This is a genomic window from Methylobacter sp. Wu8, from assembly GCF_036440755.1.
In the GTDB taxonomy this organism is placed as follows: domain Bacteria; phylum Pseudomonadota; class Gammaproteobacteria; order Methylococcales; family Methylomonadaceae; genus Methylobacter_A; species Methylobacter_A tundripaludum_A.
In genome coordinates, this window is sequence record NZ_JAZGVT010000044.1 from 37,195 (window position 1) to 55,810 (window position 18,616).

11 protein-coding genes are annotated in these 18,616 nt (G+C 49.5%); 2 read left to right on the top strand and 9 right to left on the bottom strand.

Going from position 1 to position 18,616, the window contains the following annotated elements:
- Positions 1-7 precede the first annotated feature (7 nt).
- Together V3O24_RS04120 and V3O24_RS04125 are read left to right on the top strand one after the other, a co-directional pair.
- On the top strand, positions 8-2,077 hold the full coding sequence (locus V3O24_RS04120) for a contractile injection system tape measure protein (RefSeq protein ID WP_331306313.1): 2,070 nt from the start codon (positions 8-10) through the stop codon (positions 2,075-2,077).
- A complete protein-coding gene (locus V3O24_RS04125) occupies positions 2,077-3,408 on the top strand; it encodes an ATP-binding protein (RefSeq protein WP_331306314.1) in 1,332 nt (443 codons plus the stop codon). Before V3O24_RS04120 ends, V3O24_RS04125 begins: the two co-directional genes overlap by 1 nt.
- A gap of 49 nt (positions 3,409-3,457) precedes the next feature.
- Here the strand turns inward: V3O24_RS04125 and V3O24_RS04130 are convergent, their stop codons facing one another.
- The 9 genes from V3O24_RS04130 to V3O24_RS04170 form a co-directional block, all read right to left on the bottom strand.
- Positions 3,458-4,084: a YkgJ family cysteine cluster protein gene (locus tag V3O24_RS04130; protein WP_331306315.1), complete on the bottom strand. Its 627-nt coding sequence runs from the start codon at positions 4,082-4,084 to the stop codon at positions 3,458-3,460.
- 5 nt (positions 4,085-4,089) lie between these two features.
- The gene (locus V3O24_RS04135; protein WP_331306316.1) at positions 4,090-4,701 is read right to left on the bottom strand and encodes a hypothetical protein; all 612 of its coding nucleotides are present in this window, start codon (positions 4,699-4,701) and stop codon (positions 4,090-4,092) included.
- Between the two features lie 90 nt (positions 4,702-4,791).
- Entirely contained in the window at positions 4,792-6,339 is a 1,548-nt protein-coding gene (locus V3O24_RS04140) for a DUF4157 domain-containing protein (RefSeq protein ID WP_331306317.1), read from the bottom strand.
- Between the two features lie 506 nt (positions 6,340-6,845).
- Positions 6,846-7,403: a hypothetical protein gene (locus V3O24_RS04145; RefSeq protein WP_331306318.1), complete on the bottom strand. Its 558-nt coding sequence runs from the start codon at positions 7,401-7,403 to the stop codon at positions 6,846-6,848.
- A 37-nt stretch (positions 7,404-7,440) separates the two neighbouring features.
- Positions 7,441-13,461 (bottom strand): DUF4157 domain-containing protein, encoded by a 6,021-nt coding sequence (locus V3O24_RS04150; protein WP_331306319.1) that lies wholly within the window; start codon positions 13,459-13,461, stop codon positions 7,441-7,443.
- Positions 13,462-13,634: 173 nt separating this feature from the next.
- Positions 13,635-14,087 (bottom strand): hypothetical protein, encoded by a 453-nt coding sequence (locus tag V3O24_RS04155; protein WP_331306320.1) that lies wholly within the window; start codon positions 14,085-14,087, stop codon positions 13,635-13,637.
- A gap of 60 nt (positions 14,088-14,147) precedes the next feature.
- On the bottom strand, positions 14,148-15,560 hold the full coding sequence (locus V3O24_RS04160; RefSeq protein ID WP_219820902.1) for a DUF4157 domain-containing protein: 1,413 nt from the start codon (positions 15,558-15,560) through the stop codon (positions 14,148-14,150).
- A gap of 262 nt (positions 15,561-15,822) precedes the next feature.
- On the bottom strand, positions 15,823-16,668 hold the full coding sequence (locus V3O24_RS04165) for a sulfurtransferase (RefSeq protein WP_104425081.1): 846 nt from the start codon (positions 16,666-16,668) through the stop codon (positions 15,823-15,825).
- 4 nt (positions 16,669-16,672) lie between these two features.
- Positions 16,673-17,641, bottom strand: coding sequence for an NAD(P)H-quinone oxidoreductase (locus V3O24_RS04170; protein WP_331306321.1), 969 nt, complete (start codon positions 17,639-17,641; stop codon positions 16,673-16,675).
- Between the last annotated feature and the right edge of the window lie 975 nt (positions 17,642-18,616).

Below are 18,616 nucleotides of genomic sequence, written 5' to 3' on the forward strand. Positions count from 1 at the left end.
CTCGCTTATGGACACACAGCGTCATGTCATCAAACGGCAGATCGTAGAAATAACACTGGCAAAACAAGAAAATGCATGGCAAATACAACAAACGTTGAGCCGCATTTTTCAGCAACAGTTGCCGCTGCTCGATCGTTGCCTATCCGAGGCCAGCAGCTCCGATTGCCTGCACCGGATCGAGCGTCTGGAGCTGAATTTGGGGGAGCTTGACGGCAATCGTTTAGAAGCCGAATTATCGGAAAAAATTGAAGCGGCCTTGCGACTAGCTCTCAGTGAGCAGATAGCTCCGTCAGAATCTGTGCCGGTAGTCGCTAAGCAACAAATCGATCCAGTGTCGGCGCACTTGGAGTTGCTTGATCTTTTTATCCGCGAAGGTTATCTGCCGTGGTGGGCCGAAATCAGTCAACGCCAATTACCCGAAAAAAGTTTCGCAGTTCTTATAGAGACTGCCCCCCATGCTTTAAAACGCTTATTGCCCAAACTTATTCAGGAGCCGCGTAGCCGGCAACGTTTAGTCGGCTATTTTGACGATAACAACTTAGTCGTCATGACGGCTTTACTCTGTTCCGTTCCCCAAACGTTGGTTGCTTCGCTGCTGCAAACCTTGCTGGTCGTGCAGGCACAATTCCAGCAATCGAGCCGGGTTTCTAGGCTGTATTTAAGAGCCTCGCTCTGGCAAAGTCTTCTGCAAGTGGCTATAACAGGCGATCCGCTTATTTCCCAGCATGCCGAATTTTTAACAGCCGTCATTGCGCGTTGGGCCAGATTACAAGGCTTGTCTCACCAGATATTAGTCAACTGTGTGCAGCAACTGGCATCAAGCCAAAATGTGACGAATAACGAATGGCGTCCAGCTGCTCTATCGGCATCGATAGAGCAGGTAGCGTCTCTTATTGCCGAAGAGGCGACCGGCAACAGCTCTTTAATGTTGCATCCCGCGCCGAGCGACCCATTAATTGCCGCTTCTAAGACTCAGGTTAAAGAGCCACTAGGTTACAGGCATCGGTTAAAAAAAATCGGCGGCGATGCTAACTATGCGCAACAGAATACCAATGAGCCGACATTGGCAAGCAGTGCAACACAACAAGTTACAGAAAAAAGCGGCTTTTCAGAAGAGTGGGTAAAGAATGATACGGCCTATGATAACGTGGATTACCAACGTGGGTTGACCTCGATTGGCAACAGGTATCCTCTGCTTAAAAAAATGGGCGGCGACTATGCAATACAGGCGCAAAAGACTGTTCGCTCGTCATTAACAACAAAGCCATTCGCACATGAATTCGCTCAGTCGCCGGTAGCCAAAACGCCGTCAGCAAAAAACGGCAGCGTTCTTGAAGGCGAGGTAAACGCCGATACGACAGAGGATAGCGTAGTGTATCGGCACCGGTTGGCATCTACTGCAATCAGCAACAGACACTCATTGCTAAAAAAGATCGGCGGCGCGCGACAAGGACAAAAAACCGCAAACGAGACGGCTGCCGAGAATATTGCAATAAAACAATCGGAACACAAAGCAGCTCGCCTCGAAGAACAGGCGGACATTGAGACAATAGGCAGTAGGCAGGCCTTTAGCGATACCGATGCGCTTTATATTAATAATGCAGGGCTTTGTCTCTTATGGCCGTATCTTGCGTCCTTTTTCGAACGCTTGGAGCTGGTGCGGAATGGCCGGTTTCATGATCAAGCGGCAAAGCAATACGCAGTCAGGCTTTTACATTACTTGGCCGCCGAGGACTTGGAACCGCCTGAATATTTGCTGCCGTTCAATAAGCTGTTGTGTGCGATGGAAATCGATGAAGTATTCGACTCTGATAGTCCCTTAACAACTGCACACATCGAAGCCTGCGACGAATTGCTGGCGGCGGTGATCGACAACGCCCCGATACTCAACACTATGTCGGTTAACGGTTTTCGCGGCAGCTTTTTATTGCGCGAAGGCAGTCTCAGCGCCAGCGAAGGCAGCTGGTTGCTGCGCGTTGAACGAAAAACCTATGATGTAGTATTAGAGCGTTTTCCCTGGTCATGGCAATGGTTCAAATTGCCCTGGATGGAACATCCTTTTCGCGTGGAATGGTAATGCAGCTAACAATCAATGCCGATGATTTAAACAGCGAGATGGCCTGGTTAAACCAGGTGATTGATACCCGCTTTAAACTGTTTTTTGTCCAGGAATGCGTCTATCAAAGCGTGCAGGAAATTCAGCCGCCGACGTTAAAAAATTCCAGCTACGCCCAATGCATTGAGCGTAATAAATTCGGCTTTGCCGAACGCATCACCTTGGCGCTGGCGTTGGCTCCCGTGCTTAATCCTGAACTGCTGGATGTGTTTTTTCTCAAAAACCAACTGTTCGATCGCCGCTTCAGTGAATTTGGCGGGCACAACGGAAGCGGCAGCGGCTTTATACCGACCGTGCAAACCCTGCTATTTGTTCTTGCCGACAACAGCCTTGCGCAGCGCTTGGCACTACACGATCTGTTTGAGCGGGATCATGCTTTTATTCGGCAACACATGCTGCACCTTCAGAGACTGGATAACGAACCGCTATTACACAGCCCGCTAAGGCTTAGCGAGGAGTATCAGGCTTTGCTGACCACTGGGCAACACTATAGACCCAGCTTCGGCAGCCAATTTCCGGCTCAGCTTATTGAAACCGGACTCGGCTTTGATGATTTGGTGCTGCATCCCGGTACGCACAAACAGGTCCAGGAAATTCAGACCTGGATAGCGCACGGCCCCACCCTGATGCAGGATTGGGGCATGAAGCACAAATTGCGTCCCGGTTATCGCAGCCTGTTTTACGGCCCGCCCGGAACCGGCAAAACCATGACCGCCTGCATATTAGGCAAAGTGACCGGGCGCGATGTGTACAAGGTGGATTTATCATTGGTGGTATCCAAATACATCGGCGAAACCGAAAAAAATCTCGGCAAAGTCTTTGACGAGGCCGAACACCGCGACTGGATTTTATTTTTTGATGAGGCCGACGCCTTGTTCGGCAAACGCAGCGAAATACAAGACGCGCATGATCGTTATGCGAACCAGGAAACCGCATTTTTGCTGCAACGCCTGGAATGTTTTGACGGCATAGCCATACTGGCATCCAATTTAAAAGATAATCTCGACGAAGCGTTCGCCAGACGTTTTGAATCGATGATTTATTTTCCGTTGCCGCGCCCTGAAGAACGGCTGCGTTTATGGCGGCAGGGTTTTTCCAGCAAGGCCAAATTGGCGGATGATATTGATCTGAATAAAATCGCCAAAGACCATGAATTTGCCGGCGGCGCTATTTTAAATGCGGTTCGTTACGCGTCCCTGCAAGCGCTGGCCCGTAACAGCGATACCATTGTTTTGGAGGAATTGTTGCTGGGTATTCGTAAGGAATATGCCAAAACCGGCAAAAGTGGTTAATAAAGTTTGATGCGTGGCGTAATTATCCTGCCCGGCCGGCGACAGAGTTTTATTGCTTCATATAGACTTCGGTCAACTGTAATTTTTCTATGCTCAAATGAGCATCTATCCATTCTTGATTCAAAATCATATTATCAAAATCGGTCCAAATACGGGTATCCTTAGCGCAACTATACTTACGGCATATCGAGGGGCGGCTCCCATAAACCGAACAATGCTGTTCATTGTTGATATGACAACAGTAGCCATTTGATTGGTGGCGAATATGGTAGGGTTTGCCAAGTTCCCATTTAAGCAGCCCCGATTCAATTTCTTCAACGCTTAATGCAAAAGACAATTTGCAGCACATCCCTTTGCATATAGGCATTCGCTCATTGCAATTGACGGGAACAAAAGCACTCGCATCATTCTCTCCGTCAACTCTTACGGCAACGCCTAAGGAAGCAAATTCCTTTTTCTCAATTATTTCTTCTTTGACCGAGGCGACAACTGCCTGTAATTCATCGGGCAAAATAATGCCTTTTTGTGTCAGGTAATCAATCAGTCCGTATAAAAAAGCGTCGCTTTGATTTTGACGAGTAATTTGTTCGGTCAGTACGGTGTGAGTAAAAAGACTGGCCTTCTCGGTTTGTCGTTCTAATTCTATAAATTCTTTTGATGTGGTCGTTGTGTCCATTGGCTTTATTTGAGCTGTTCTTTGAGGCGTTCTATTTCGGTATCTCTATCAGCATGGTTTTCGTGAAACTGAACCGGAATACCTGCTATTTTGCCGATATAATAAGCGGCAGCGTCCTTTACGCGGTATTTCAGGCTATTGCCGATGGTGGCTTCTTCACTGCCTTCATACAGTAATAAGTCATTATTATTTAATAATCCAATCAAATGCGGTACCACTTTCGTTTCCGTTTCCATAAGGTGAGTTCCCAATGTTCCATAATCAGCAATGTCCGCCTTATCTGCATAATACATGAATCCCCATTGGTTCCCTGATAAGAAATGTCCTTCCTGTTGTCCGGAAATCGCTAATGCCTGCGCATAAATATAAGCCAATGTATCCCCCCAATCAGTGGGGGGATAATCAGCATTTTTAGCGTACAAAACTTCAGAGGCTAACAAACGAATATAAACCTCATATTCAGGATGAAGGACTATCTGCCGCAAAGCCTCTTCATTTTTTCCGTCTTGCCAAACGGCATCAGCCAAACTACGTTCGCCATATTGAAACAGGCCGCTATAACCGGCTTTTTTTAATTGATTTGCAAGACTATCTTTTGTTGAATTTTTATTATCCATGTTCGATTCGTTTATTGTTGAACAACCTGATATTACACAGGGTATAAAAAAGATGACAAAAGCGATTATGGAAACGGCATCCCTCATTGTTTAAGGTCTTTCATCTCTTAAATTTGCCATGTCTGCCGGCATGACGTCTAAAGTGTTTCCTGTGAAAACACCATCCACCACTTTTATTTGCCCATTGGTACTTGGAGGGGTAGCGTTCCGTATTATTTGAACCCTTGTCCCTGCCGGAATTTGAAGAGGCGGTCCGATAAAGCCCGCAGGGTATTGCGCCGTAATAGGTGCGGTAGTTATTTTTACATTCACTATGGGTAAATCAATGGTATCTGCCCCGGTGGAATCTTTGCCTGCATTCCATAGTGAGGCAGCTTTCATAAAACTTGATGAAGGTACGCCTTGCGAAACAACTTGGAGGGGGATAAGGTCTTGCTTGCCAGCTGAATCGGTTTTCCAACCCCATTTTACAGAACCAAAATAAGTCCCTATTTGCGTCCCTTTCAGACCGAGTGCTGTTACTTCAAATATATTTGCGGAACCTTTATCAACGTTCGGCTGCACTGGTTTGTCATACATTTTTGCGTCCTTGTGCTTCAATGCCCCAGCGGACGTATAATGAAAACCCAATTGATAAGTGGCATTGACACCTAAATTAATTGGGTTTGCAGTGGCGTTATTGTCCATCGGCGTGTCTTTTAAAGTACTACCCGCAGCTAAGCTGGTAGAGCCATAGATGGGATTATTTCTTGGTGCTATTCTATCAATATGCGTTCCTTCATCAGTTTCCTTTGTTAATGGGTTGATTACTTGTGCGTTCGCCGAATCAATTCCATGGCTTGCTCTGGTTGCATCGCCTATATACCAGGCAGTATTATTTTTGATCGCACGGGCAGTTTGAGTTAGACCGATCAATTCTGCATCTACATTATCACCTGGAGTGAACTTTAATGCGATTTCAGCTCCCCTCGCCCCCCCTGCGACTCCGGGTACAATCTTTTCATATTTCTCGGTATCCCAGTCACCTCCCCAGGTTTTTAAGAGTTGAATAACGGGTTTTGTAGTTGAACTTATCGAAAGATTGGAGCGCATTTGCAAAGCAGGGGAGCGATAGCCTCCATTTTCAGCATGCGCAGCATTCGATCCCACGGTGTCAGGTTTGGCATCGTGCATCTTTCCTAACATTTGCACGGCCTTCTCTCCCATAACATCCGCCTCATGCTCCAAGCTCCTGTCGTCGTTGACAGGAACTTCACCCTTCATCTGCATTGTCGGTTGAACCCGGCCTTGAGCTTGCTGCACGACATGCCAAGTCTCATGGGGCAGATGGCGTTCCTGCCCAGGCCCGACGTGAATATCGGTTCCTTGGGTATAGGCCAATGCCTGCAACTGGGCAGGTTTTGACGAGTTGTAATGAACCCGCACATCGTTCATCGACAAGCCGGACAGATTTTCGATGCCGACCTTAAGCTTGTCGGGCAGGCCGGTGGGGTTTGATTGTTCTTTTTGGTGGTCGAGAAAATCGATACCGTAGGCAGGCGGGGCTGCGGAAGCGCCGTTACGGTCGGAATCGCTAGTCTGGCGGGAAACCGTGTCGTTGGAACGGCCAGCTTGGGTTTGGACGATTTTTTTTTGCATTGGAATATCTCCAGATGGTGTTTTTTTCTCGCGTTTCAGCGATCCGTTTCGAGGAACGCACGTTCAACCGGCCAAAGCGATATATCCATCGTTTCCGTATCGAGAGATCGCCCGTACCCGGCAAGATCAAAGCAGTCATACCTATAAAAGCAATTTGAGTCTCCCGGCTATCATCAGTTGCCTTGATGAGGCTGGAAGATTTGTTGGCTTGTTTCGGTGTAATGTCCATTATTCCACTCTCTATTCCACAACCGGCATCGCCTATCCATGGGCGAGAGTACTTCGTATAAACCCCATGAAGCTGCGTATCCTCTCTTTCGCTGTTGCCGTGATCTTTCTACGCACGGATGATTCAGCCTGAGTGTCCCGGATAGGAGAATAGCGAAATTGAGGTGTTGACGCAAGAGTGATTTGCGCCGTTAGATTATTGGGCCTTCCATCATTTTTACTGATGGAGTTTACCTTTCAATTCCCGGCGAATCTTGAATTTGGGCTCGTCCTTGTCGTTAGAGAAAAAAATGAAATAAAGGCGCGTCATCTTGCACAAGTTTCTGGAAGGGTATTCCAGCGAATGCCTCCCATACCGCAAACAGGTGGGCTTCGTCTTCGCTCATCGAAAAAATATCAGGGGGGGCATTTTTGGAAACAGAAGATGTCTCCTGATCCACCGGATTACCTTCGTTGCACCAGATTTTTCCGGGTTCGGCAGCCCAACGGCGAATGCGCTTTCCGTCGCTGAACAGGGAAAAGCAATAGGTTCCCGAAACGTCGTCAACAATATAGTTCATGATATCGCTTTCGCTAGAAAGCGGCATCAGTAGTTCGTCCAGCCGTCCCTCAGCGCCGGGCTCATAGGAGCAGTCGTAAGGAAGAAAGTGATGAAGCAACAGGGTGTTGCCATTAACCTGGCCCAAGGCGGTCGCTTGGTTTTCGCGGCTGATGGCGTCGGCAAAGGTAAAGCCTTCCGCAGATTGGCTGTATTTAACGTCCAGCTGTTTCAATAGCTCAGGGTAGGCGGTTTTATAGTTCTTTTTAAATATAATCCCGGCAAATTTCCAGCTCATTGCGATTATCCTTATACTCAATTGAGATTTGATTTTATCATTTAATAATTTCCGATTCCCTGGCCGTTATAAATTTGATCTTTGACGCAGGGTCGGCGAATTTTTTTGCCAGCGCTTCATCGCCGCTGAGCATCACGCTTTTGAATTTGCCGTCCTGCAATAAGGGGTAAATAATGTCTTGGCCTTTAGAGTAAGTGGCGCCGCCGCTCTTGCATTCCAATACAATAATTTCGTTGCCTTTTTCCAGGATGATGTCGGCTTTGGCGAGAGTCGTGCCGTTGCTGATGCCGACTTCGCGGTAAACTTTATAGCCAAGCTCCCGGTATGCTTCGGCGTTTACCCGGGTCCACATTTCCCCGATGATGTTGTTTTTAATCGAAGTCGCTATATTGGAATCATCAATCACTTTCCTGAATACTTTCCACTTGTCTTTGCTGAGTGCGCCTCCCGATACCATGTTTTTTGCCAAGGATTCTCCCTTGCCCAACTGGAATACGGTTTGGTATGCATCCGAGCCGCTCTTGCCTAATGCTTCCGTGACTTTAATCGTGCCGCCTTCCACGGCGACCGTTTCTCCCCAAATCAGTTTCACCATCGCATCGTAACCGGTCGCGGGATCTTTCATCGCCTTGGCTACGTCGGCGGCAAAGGAATCGGCGGCTTGAATGATTTTAACGGCTTCGTCGTAAGAAGTAGAAGGCGCTTTGACGGTTGATAAAATTTCCCGCAATCGGCCCAAGTCGCCTGGCGCTTTACCGCCGCCTGCCTGGGTGACCAGGGCTTTGATTTCGTCAAATTTAAGCGTCGGCATTTTATCGGCTACTTCGTAAAGGCTATTGACAAAACTTTCCGACCAGCGGGCATTCATCAGCGTGTTCAGTTCGCTTAAGCTGAAGCGGCCCAGCAATATATCGGCTTTTTCCAGGCCGCTGTATTTGAATTTCTTTAGCCCTGTGGTGGAGGCGTTGGCAAATCGTTCCGCTTCATCCAATAGATGGCGGGCCGCTCTGAATTCGATGTCGCTACCTTCCGCGAGGCCTTTAATGAGTTTATCGAAATGGGTAAGGGAAACATTTCTTTCAAACTGAAGCACCCGCAGCAGGTCGGTAATGATTTCCGATCCCCCTTTGACAGCGGCCGCTTTGGTCATGATTTTATTGAGTTCCGATACCGGCAAACCAAGATTCAGGATGGCGCGCAAGGCTTCGTCAGAAGCTGTAAAGCCGACCGGTTTTTTAAGCACCGGTAGTTTTATGTCTTTGAGGGCGTCGGCAAAATTGGTCTCCAAGCTGCCAAGAGCCGACTTAAAACCGTCTTCCGAACCGCGATTGGCATAGAGGAATTCACGGATGCGTAGAGCATCGTCTTTCGACTTGCCCGACATAATCAGGGCAACCTGATTAACTTGTTCGGCGGTGACAAAGGTCGGCAGGCAAGGCGACGCGCATTTTTTAAGTACCGCTACAGTCTCAGGGCTTGCCGCAAGCGCTTGACGAAGCTTTTGTCCGGCCGGGGCGAGTAGCGATTGGATAGTTCCTTCATCGGTCATCGGCCCGATGCGGATCAGGTCATCGAGAACATCCGCAGCCGGTTGCTTTCCGGCGTTTGCTTTAAGGATCAGTTCGACGTATTTGTCTTTTCCGGCCAGCTGGGATGCACCTTCCCATAAAGCGCGCCGGGATGCGGGGTTGTCGAGCAGACTCACCACTTTCGAGAAGTCGCTTTGGGTTTCGATCACGCTGCCCAATACCCTGATTTCGCGCAGCATTCTTTGCTGCGCCGAAGACAGCCGGGTTGATTGAGCCAGCACGTCGGAATTAAGCAATACCTCCAGCGCCTTTTTCAGTTCGGGCGAAAGGCCGCCGGTGTGGAATGCGTGGAGCAGGCGGGGCTCTACGGTACGCATGATATAAGTGTTCTTCACCACATTGGATAACGTGGCGAACGACTCGCCAAACATATCCACCAGTTTGGTATCGGTGGCTAATTTGGTGATTTGATTTTCGGCTTCCAGGAAGTTGACGAAACTTTGCGATTTTCCCGCTCCGATGGCTTTGTTCCATGCTTCGAATTGGCCGAGCACAAACGCAGGATCCTGCGTGTCGAGCAGCACTCGTTGAGTGCGCGGGTCCGACAGTAATTCGGTCATCAAGCGCTTGTTAGCACCTAAACCGCCTTCTTTTATCAAGCGCATCAGCTCCGGCAACTCATCGAGTGAGTTTCTTCCCACGCCCGCATAAAATTTGAGGCTGCTTTCGAACATCTCTTTTTCGACCAGCTTGCCTAGGGCCGTAACGGCCTTGACGATTTTTTTGTCCTTAAGCGCTTCGCCCATGACCACGACGGCCATCGGATTGGATTTGAGCGGTTCAAGCAGTTTGATATTTTCGGCAAATTCAGTGGAACTTATTTTTGATAGCGCTTGGTCTATTTCTTCTATCTCCTTGAGTATTGCTTTGCCTTTGCTGGTCGAGCTGCCGCCGGCTTTCAACAGCTCCAGCTCCTTGGCGGCTTTTGCCTCGCTGAGGCCCTTGGTGACGCCTTCAGCCAAATCGATGCCTTTGGCGATGGATTTGAGCAATTTGGCAGCCTGGACGACATCCAGGCCTATGCTGACCAGGCTGACCCAAAACCAGAAATAAGACGGATCGTCCGTACCCAAAGCCAAAACCGGGTCCAGGGCGGTATTGGCCGTTGTTTTTTTGAAAGTAATGTCGCTGTAGGTGCGCGCGGCATCGTAGGCGCCAACGCCTATGCTGGCGGCGAGTGCGAGCCAGCCGGCGGGGCCGGACGCAAGAGCGAGCAAGCCAAGGCTAATGCCGAGCACGGCAAGGCCGACGCTTTCCCAGAAAGCTTTGTTTGCCACGGCCTCTTGCTTGGCTTTGATCAGGGTGGCGGGGACGCCCTCTATGACACCTAATGCATATTGGGCCTTGAGAATGACCACAGGAAGCTCCCAGATCTTTTCGCGATGTTCCGCCAACGCTTTACGGGTGTCTTCAATGTTTTGTTTGATGCCTTTTTCGTCGTCTGTTCCGTTGATAATGGCGAGCAGTAATTTTTGTACCGCATCGTCGGTCATTGCGGCGTCTTTACCGGCGTTCCTGCGCAGTTCAAGCTTGGGGTGCGCAAGGATCGGGAATTTTTTAACCGAGTCCTGAAGGGAGGCGACGACTGTTTTCTCTTTTTCCTGCCACGGTGCAAAATAGGGCGAAGGCTTTTGTTCCTGAGCCTTATACATGGCCGCTGCATTTTCATCATTGTAGTAGCGGGTGGGGTCGGAGGTATCGACATCGATATCGCCATGTGAAGATTGATTTTTTGAGCTGTAATCAGCGCCGCTACTGTAATAACTCTTATCTTTCCCCGCCGTATCTTCCAGGCTTACGGCTTCCCACCATAACTTTTTCGAGTCGTTATATTTATTTGATAAATCGCCGAGCACGGCTTTGATGGCGGCCACTTCTTCCGCTTTGGCATAATGCTGGGCTTCAATATTGGCCTGCATCTCGTTGTCTGACAACATGCGGAATGCAATAAGCACGGCGAATTTTTCGAAATTGCCGATAAAGTCAGTCTGTAACTTTTCATAATCGTCCAGCGTTATACCCAGGCGGTTTAATTCCTCCTGCCGCTGTTCTTTCAACGCTTCCAGGCGGGCTTCATCTTTTCTGACTTCATCCCAGTTTATATCCCGTCCGTGCATGTCCGGGTCGCCTTTTCTTTCTGAGGCGATCACAGACTCCAGGCTCTTAATTTCCTGGTTGAGCGAGTATAGGTTTCCTGTTTTTAGCAGGTCGAGGGTTTGCTTTTCGAGCTTTTCCTGTACAGGCTCGCCCGGTTTGTTGCCTGCGGTTTCGTCTATCTTGCCCATCACGCTTTGATAGGAAGACTTTCTAATGGTGACTTGCATATACCCTACGTCGACATCGGCCTGCGTCGGTTCTTTGTATATTGTCCAGTGCCAACCGGAGCGCGCCAATACGTCTATCTGGTCTTCGGTGACCGGGAACGCTACTTTGAGGGTACGCTTTAATAAGTCCGCTTTGAGGGCGTCTTTAGCTACCAGTAAATCCGAAGCCGACAGGGGGACATGGAATGCAAATGCGGTACCCGCCGAAACCGAAGGCGATTTAAACGCAGGCGCGCCGATGCGTTTATCCAGCAGGCGCAACGTCATTTGCCCGACAATGCCGTCCACATCTTTTCCTTCAAAGCCGGAATCTTTCTGGAACTCTATGACCGCCTGTTTGGTGCCTTTACCAAATACCCCGCTGGGCTCTTTTGCCTGTGTTTTCTTGTCTTGTTTCAGGTCGGCGCCAATGTCGTAGTTCAGCGCCAACAATGCCGCCTGCAACTGTCTTACATAATCGCCGCGGTCATCAAATTGAATATAAAAGCGCTTGTTCCGGTTGACCATTTCCAATTGGCGAACACCGGCGAAATATTCCGATATGAGCGGGGGCGGGGAACTTTCAAATTCATTAAAGTACTGATAAAGGCGTTCCAAAAGTTTAGTGTTAAAGCCATTATGGGCCGCGGGGTCGCTGTGATAATGAATGGCTGTGTCGAGTAATTTGTATAAAACGCTATCGGCGGTGATGACCGGTTCCAATATACCGGCTTCTTTCGCTGTCCATTTGCCCGGAAAAGCCCCTTCCAGCTTTATTTGCAGTTCGTAGACGTGATTGGCGTAAGCAATTGGCGTACTGCCGGGATATACGTCTATTTCCTTGAACAGATTGTAAAATTTATATTGCTCATACCAGGATTTGAGGTTGTCCGATTTGGCTTTGTCGTAATCGATTACGGAGTTCTTCTTGGGTTCGTCAACAGGCGCCCGCTGGATAACTTTTTTCTGCACCCCTTGGTTTTGTTGAACGACGTGAGTGAGTTCATGCGCCAACAGGTGTTTGCCTTCGGACGAAGCAGGATTGTATTTGCCGCTGTTAAAATAAATATCGTTGCCATGAGTGAATGCCTGTGCATTGAGATTTTTGCTCATTTGCACGGCGTTACTGTCGTTATGGATTTTTACCGCGCTAAAATCGGCTCCGATGGATTGTTCCATAAAAGCACGTATGTTTTTGGGGAGATAACTTCCGGCCCCTTTAGATTGACTGAGACTGCTTTCAATGCCTTCGGGGGCTTGCGGTGCATCGCCGCCGAAGGATTTCATGCTGATTTCGCTTAATTCCTCCTCTTTTTCTTCTTTAAGTTGCAACTCTTCGTCATTAGCATTCGGCAACCGCAACAGGCTTGCTTTGGGAGCCGGTGTAATTGTTGATATGGGTTCTGAAGATGATAAAGGGTTTTGAGTCAGGGTGTTTTGCCTGATTCCTTCGGATATTTTCGAAGGATCGGAAGGCAATTCTTTGCGTTGGATGGCTTCTTTGTCTTCGGCCTCGCAAGCGGCGCATTTTGTTTGGATAATGGCGGGGACAGAAGACTGTACGTCGCTTTCGTGAAGCTTAACAACCTTGTCGGCTACTGAATCGGCTTCTTGCTCATAGATGTCATTCGGTTCACCTATTTTCAGCTTGAATTGAATAGCGGTGGAATGTGAATGGCTGCTGTTTTCGTGGGCTTCAAAATTGATTGGATTCGGTACCGCGTCCTTAACGTCTTTTGCCTGGATCAATTCAGGAAAGGGCTTTTTTTGTATGTTTTCCTCGGCTTCGCATCGGCTGCATTTCTTTTGTAAAAAGGATTCCGTCATTTTTGTAACAGGGGCTGGCCGTGTGTCCGCCCCATCCATCATCTGTATTGCTTTGTCTCCTGTCGCATCACGTTTTTTTAAACGCTGAATGCTTTGCTGTTGATTTGTTTGAGGACTGGGAACAGCTGTTTGCTGATTTGTACCCATGTAGCTTTCAATACGCTGACGCTGCGCCGTCATACGCGGGCTGTCAGAGATACCGGCCAAAAAAGAGCGTTGCGCCGTTGCTTCCTTGCTGTTGTTCTCGGTTTGCGCTAATTGTTTCTGCCAGCTGTCTTGAGTGGCTTCGGTTGTTGAGTGGCTTGAATCGGGGTTGGCTTGTTTTGGTGCGGCTTTCATCGTTCACCCTTGCAGTCTGAGTTCAACTTGTCATATTTCGGTGGGGAGATTCTTAACCGGAAAGCCGAGTACCGGAAAACTGCCCCACAGCTGGGATGAAAGATGGATCGAGAGGCTTTTCTCATCCCGGTTAAATAAAACGCTGGACATGTTCACTTCGTATGGCGCCGTTTTCAGTGATCCGCCTCAAGGAGAAGCGCCTGAACAGTCTTCGAGCGTTGGGTGCGCGCATCGATCAGCCCATGAAGGCGCACGACGGCGAAGGGCCACTTCTCCCCGACTTTGCGCGTTTGAGGCTGGTCAAGCTCAATCGATGAGCCCCAATATCCGTCGAGCCAGACGGCGCAGGAAATCGACGCTTTCGGGCAACGCTCGTTCAGCAGGGACCAAAGGGATATTCCCATCGCCGCCGTATCGAGAGAGAGCCCGATTGCGTCCTCCGCCAGCCGTTCTTCGGAAACCCCAATGAAGGCATTTCCGAGTTCAAGGCGAAATTCATCCTCGAAGCTAATCACCACGGGGAGCCGAAAGAGCCTTTGCTGCCCGGAAGCGGAGCGTGCATTGCTGTTTAACCACTCCAGCAGGGGCTCCGATGGTTGGATCGACGGACCTTCGATCATTTTCACGGGTTCGGTTGCTCGCTTCCAGCCTAGCATTGCGGCTTACCTTTTATTGCCATCATTATTTCAATTGCCGGCAGCCGCACCGGCAGGATCCAGGTGATCGTACTCTTTGCCGGCCGCGGAAGCGCGCGGGTGCGTCCAGAGATGACCTACGTTGCCGACGAAATGGGCGGTGTCCACCGGAGACAAAGTTTCCGCGATAACCTGTTGGCCTTCCGGGGTGAGCTGAAGACCGGCGCTGATTAGCGGCTCCACGTCCTGTCCATCCGCCACCATTGACCTGTTCTGGTTAATATCCATGTGCCAAGACGTATATGCAAAATGATCTTCCCATAGCGTCGCTTTCGCCTGTGTGGGCCAAGGATCTGCCACGGCTATCTCGCTGTCTGAATCGCCGATCCAGGTACGGAGATCGCCGATCAGGACGAACGCATGATCAAGCCCATCTATGGAACATTTGGCGATTTTTTCGCCTACGGCATTGACCCGCAGATAGCTATACGCAACGTCGGCGTGTTCGCCGCAATTGCCTCCGTGGGCGAGACGGGCTTTCGCCTTGACGTAGTCGGCGGGATTGTTTCTGGCCAAGGTTCTGGCCGCATCGCTGGTGAAGTCCCAGTAGGGCGGGGCGGGATAAACATGGCCGTACCTTGCCGGCGGCTGTTCGTTGCGCATGACTTTCAGGCGAAAGTAGGGATTAATGTTTCCGGCCGTCAGTGCGGTCGTCTGATTGCCGGCACGCGGAATGGTTGCCTTGGTGTAGTTGATTGCGTCCCGCGCTTTGTTGAGCCGACGCGCCGCCAGAGCGGTGACGTTCTTGTTTACGCGTTGCACGATGGATGACGATGATGCCAGCGCATGTACCGTCTCATGCGAGAGCCCTGCCTTGGCATCGGCGAAGCCTTCCGAATGTCCGGCGTTGGCCGCTTTGATCCCCATGACGTCGGCCTCCTGCTCCAGCCCCTTATCGTCGTTGACCGGGACGCCATTCTTCATCTGCATCGTCGGCAGCACACGTCCCTGCGCTTGCTGCACGACATGCCAGGCCTCATGCGGCAAATGCCGTTCCTGCCCCGGTGCGATATGAATGTCTGTTCCCTGGGCATAAGCCAAGGCATTGAGTTGTGCGGGCTGGGCTGAGTTGTAATGGACCTTGACGTTGTCCATGGACATGCCGGACAAGGACTCGATGCCGGACTTAAGGTGGTCCGGCAGGCCGGTGTTGTTGGCGTTCTGTTCCACTCGCTGCGCTGTCGTTTGTTGTCGATCGGGATCAATATAGCTTTCAATGCGTTGGCGTTGCGCCAGCATGCGGGGACTGTTGTTGATGCCGGCAATAAAAGCTCGCTGAGCTACCGCTTCTGTACTGTTATTGGCCATCTGGGCCAATTGGTTCTGCCATCTACTTTGAGTGGCTTCGGTGGTTGAGCGGCGATTGGAATCATTGTTGATTTGTTTTTGTGTAACTTTCATCATTCCCCCATTTATTCTGAGTTTAGCCGATTGTGTCCTTATGGGACACACAGGGAGCAATAATCCTGTTAAGGAAATTATTTTTCCATGAATAGTACGATCGGCCAATAACATAACACAGTATGTTAGTTTCCGGCATGCAAAACTTTGCAAATTTCAGAGGCTTTTCCGGTGCTTAAACCGGGAACAATCATTGCCAACCAAAATGCTGATGGCAGCGATTTGGTTGGCAATGTTATTGTGGGAATTTCGTCGCTATCAACGATCAGCCTTTCGCAACCGCCCGGTTTTTATTCCTGATCCACTCGCTCCACGATCCGGCATAAAGCTTGGAACCGGTTAATCCGGCGTGTTCCATCGCCAGTAAGTTATGGCAGGCGGTGACGCCGGAGCCGCAATAATGAACGACTTGTTCGGGGGCGCTAGCGCCGATAAGCCGTTTAAATTGCTCGCGTAATCTTTCTGCCGATAAAAACAGGCCGTTACTGTCGAGATTCAATTGAAAGGCTCGGTTTAACGCGCCGGGAATATGGCCTGCAACCGGGTCGATGGGTTCTTGTTCGCCGCGGTAGCGTTCGGGCGTTCTGGCGTCGATCAGGCAAATGGATTTTTTTGCCATGCTGTTTTGCACTTGTAGCGCATTAAGCCATGCGCCATCGTTCATGTACGGCCTGAATGTGGCGGGTTTAACGGCGGGCAAGGTTGTGGTGACAGCCAGACCCTGTTTTTGCCAGTGCTTGATGCCGCCGTCCAATACCGCAACCTTGTCATGGCCCATGCAACGCAACAGCCACCATAAACGGCCTGCAAAAGCGCCGCCCGCGTCGTCATAAGCCACAACCTGACTGTTGTTGCTTATGCCCCAGTCGCCCAGTTTTTTTGCCAATAAGGCGAAGTTCGGCAAAGGGTGGCGTCCGGTAAAATCGGTGATAGCTGAAGACAAGTCCTTGTCCAGATGGGCGTAGCGGGCGTTCGGGATATGTCCGTGCCGGTAGGCTTTGGCGCCCGCTTCGGTATCCGCTAATGAAAACCGGCAATCGACGATAATCCAGTTGGCATTGTTAAGCTGCTGGTGGAGTGTGGCTGCGGAAATGAGGGTGGTGTAGGTCATAGTTTTATACCGTTAAGATGATTTTGCCGATATGTTGGCTGCTTTCCATGAGTTGATGGGCTAAGGCGGCATCGGTGAGCGCAAAAGTTGAATGTATAACCGGTTTGATTTTACCTGATTCCAATAAAGGCCAGATTTTTTCGAGCAGTTTGCCTGTGATTCCGGTTTTAAAGGCGTCGTCTCTGGCTCTTAAGGTGGAGCCGGTGATAGTCAGCCGTTTAAGCATGACCGGCAACAGGTTTATTTCGGCTTTCGGGCCGCTTTGAATCGCGATTTGCACCAGTCGGGCATCATCGCTCATGCATTTTAGATTGTGCGGGAAATAGTCGCCGCCGATCATGTCCAAGATAACGTCGACGCCTTTGCCGTTGGTAAGCCGCTTGATCTCGTCAACAAAATTTTGTTCCTTATAGTTGATCGCGGCATCTGCGCCGAGTTGCAGGCAGAACTCGCATTTAGCTTCTGAGCCTGCGGTGACTATGACCTTGGCGTTAAATGCCTTGACCAGTTGTATCGCCGTCGTGCCGATGCCGCTGGAGCCGCCGTGCACCAGCAGCGTTTCGCCGGGCTGCAAATGGGCGCGGTCGAAGACATTGCTCCAGACGGTAAAAAAAGTTTCCGGTAATGCGGCTGCCTGAGTAAAAGACAGATTTTCCGGGACAGGCAGGCATAACGCCGCCGAGGCTAGACAATATTCGGCATAACCGCCGCCGGCCACCAGTGCGCAGACTCGATCGCCGACATTTAGATGGCCAATGTTGCCGCCCAATGACTGAATGGTTCCCGCAACTTCGAGTCCCGGAATGTCCGATGCGCCGGGCGGGGGCGGATACAGGCCTTTGCGCTGCATTACGTCGGGTCGGTTGATACCGGCGGCGGCGACTTTAATTAATACCTGGTTGACTGACGGCACGGGTATGGCGCGCTGAACCGGTTTTAAAACACCGTTGTCGATTTCAATAGCAAGCGTCATAGATACAGCATCATCAATAAATTAGGTGCGGTTATTATATGCTTCGGTTATTGGGATGTTAATTTTTATAAGGGTAAATGGATGATAGTGGTTAAATGAGATTTTAAAAGAAGTCAAACCAAGTAGGCTATGGTGATCGGAGCAATTGGCGGATGAACGAGGTAAGTTTAGCTTTGATGAAAGCAATTACGGTTTCTCTTATTTAGTCCATTTTAGCCTGCCGTACCTCTTGGTTGTGAATTTGAAATGAATGTTGCTGATTTTTTAAAAATACGTGCATCATCAATGATAGCTAACACTTTGCTTTTGAAGAATTGTGTTGTCGGCATACATTGCGGGAACCTCGTTTTTATGGAGGTTCATTTTTTCGTAATGCAAACTGTACTGAAACCGGCTGGCAAGCAAAGTTCCATGATTGTTTCGATTCTAAAAAATATGTCAATTTACCGAATCATTTCAGACGGCTATTGAAAAGCACTCTCAATTAAATCGTTACATAGTCTATTTCCTTATAGACCTTAAAGATGGGCGAACCGGAAAAAAACAAAACGGAAGGGCAACGCTGGGAAGGCTAGAAAACTGCTCGTCTTGCCAAGTTGGATGTTGAGCGCGCACATGGAAATGGAGTTATGGCGGGCCACAAATATTCGAGAAAGCTTTTACAGTCATGACCCGTATTATTCAGGCGAATGCATTTTTTTCTATGAAGTCCATTTTTCAGGTGATTGGTTTCATCAACAATTCAGCACTGCATGTGATGTGTTAAGTGCTCGCTATACGCCATAATTGATACGTCAACGCTTTTAGCCGCGCGCCCGGAAAAGTGTTGATACATCAGTCGCACTGTTTAACAGTTATAATAACTTCTTGACCATATTGGCTGTAGTTGTATAATACGCAGCTCTTCCGGGTATGAAGCCTTTGGAAGGGCGAGCAGGATGCTTGGTAGGAAATAAAGCCAGCAAGGACGTTGAC

Coding starts and splice junctions, on each gene's coding strand:
- V3O24_RS04145 (WP_331306318.1), bottom strand. CDS start 7,403: ATGAGCTGGAAATTTGCCGGGATTATATTTAAAAAGAACTATAAAACC.
- V3O24_RS04140 (WP_331306317.1), bottom strand. CDS start 6,339: ATGCAAAAAAAAATCGTCCAAACCCAAGCTGGCCGTTCCAACGACACG.
- V3O24_RS04120 (WP_331306313.1), top strand. CDS start 8: ATGGACACACAGCGTCATGTCATCAAACGGCAGATCGTAGAAATAACA.
- V3O24_RS04170 (WP_331306321.1), bottom strand. CDS start 17,641: ATGACGCTTGCTATTGAAATCGACAACGGTGTTTTAAAACCGGTTCAG.
- V3O24_RS04160 (WP_219820902.1), bottom strand. CDS start 15,560: ATGATGAAAGTTACACAAAAACAAATCAACAATGATTCCAATCGCCGC.
- V3O24_RS04135 (WP_331306316.1), bottom strand. CDS start 4,701: ATGGATAATAAAAATTCAACAAAAGATAGTCTTGCAAATCAATTAAAA.
- V3O24_RS04165 (WP_104425081.1), bottom strand. CDS start 16,668: ATGACCTACACCACCCTCATTTCCGCAGCCACACTCCACCAGCAGCTT.
- V3O24_RS04130 (WP_331306315.1), bottom strand. CDS start 4,084: ATGGACACAACGACCACATCAAAAGAATTTATAGAATTAGAACGACAA.
- V3O24_RS04125 (WP_331306314.1), top strand. CDS start 2,077: ATGCAGCTAACAATCAATGCCGATGATTTAAACAGCGAGATGGCCTGG.
- V3O24_RS04150 (WP_331306319.1), bottom strand. CDS start 13,461: ATGAAAGCCGCACCAAAACAAGCCAACCCCGATTCAAGCCACTCAACA.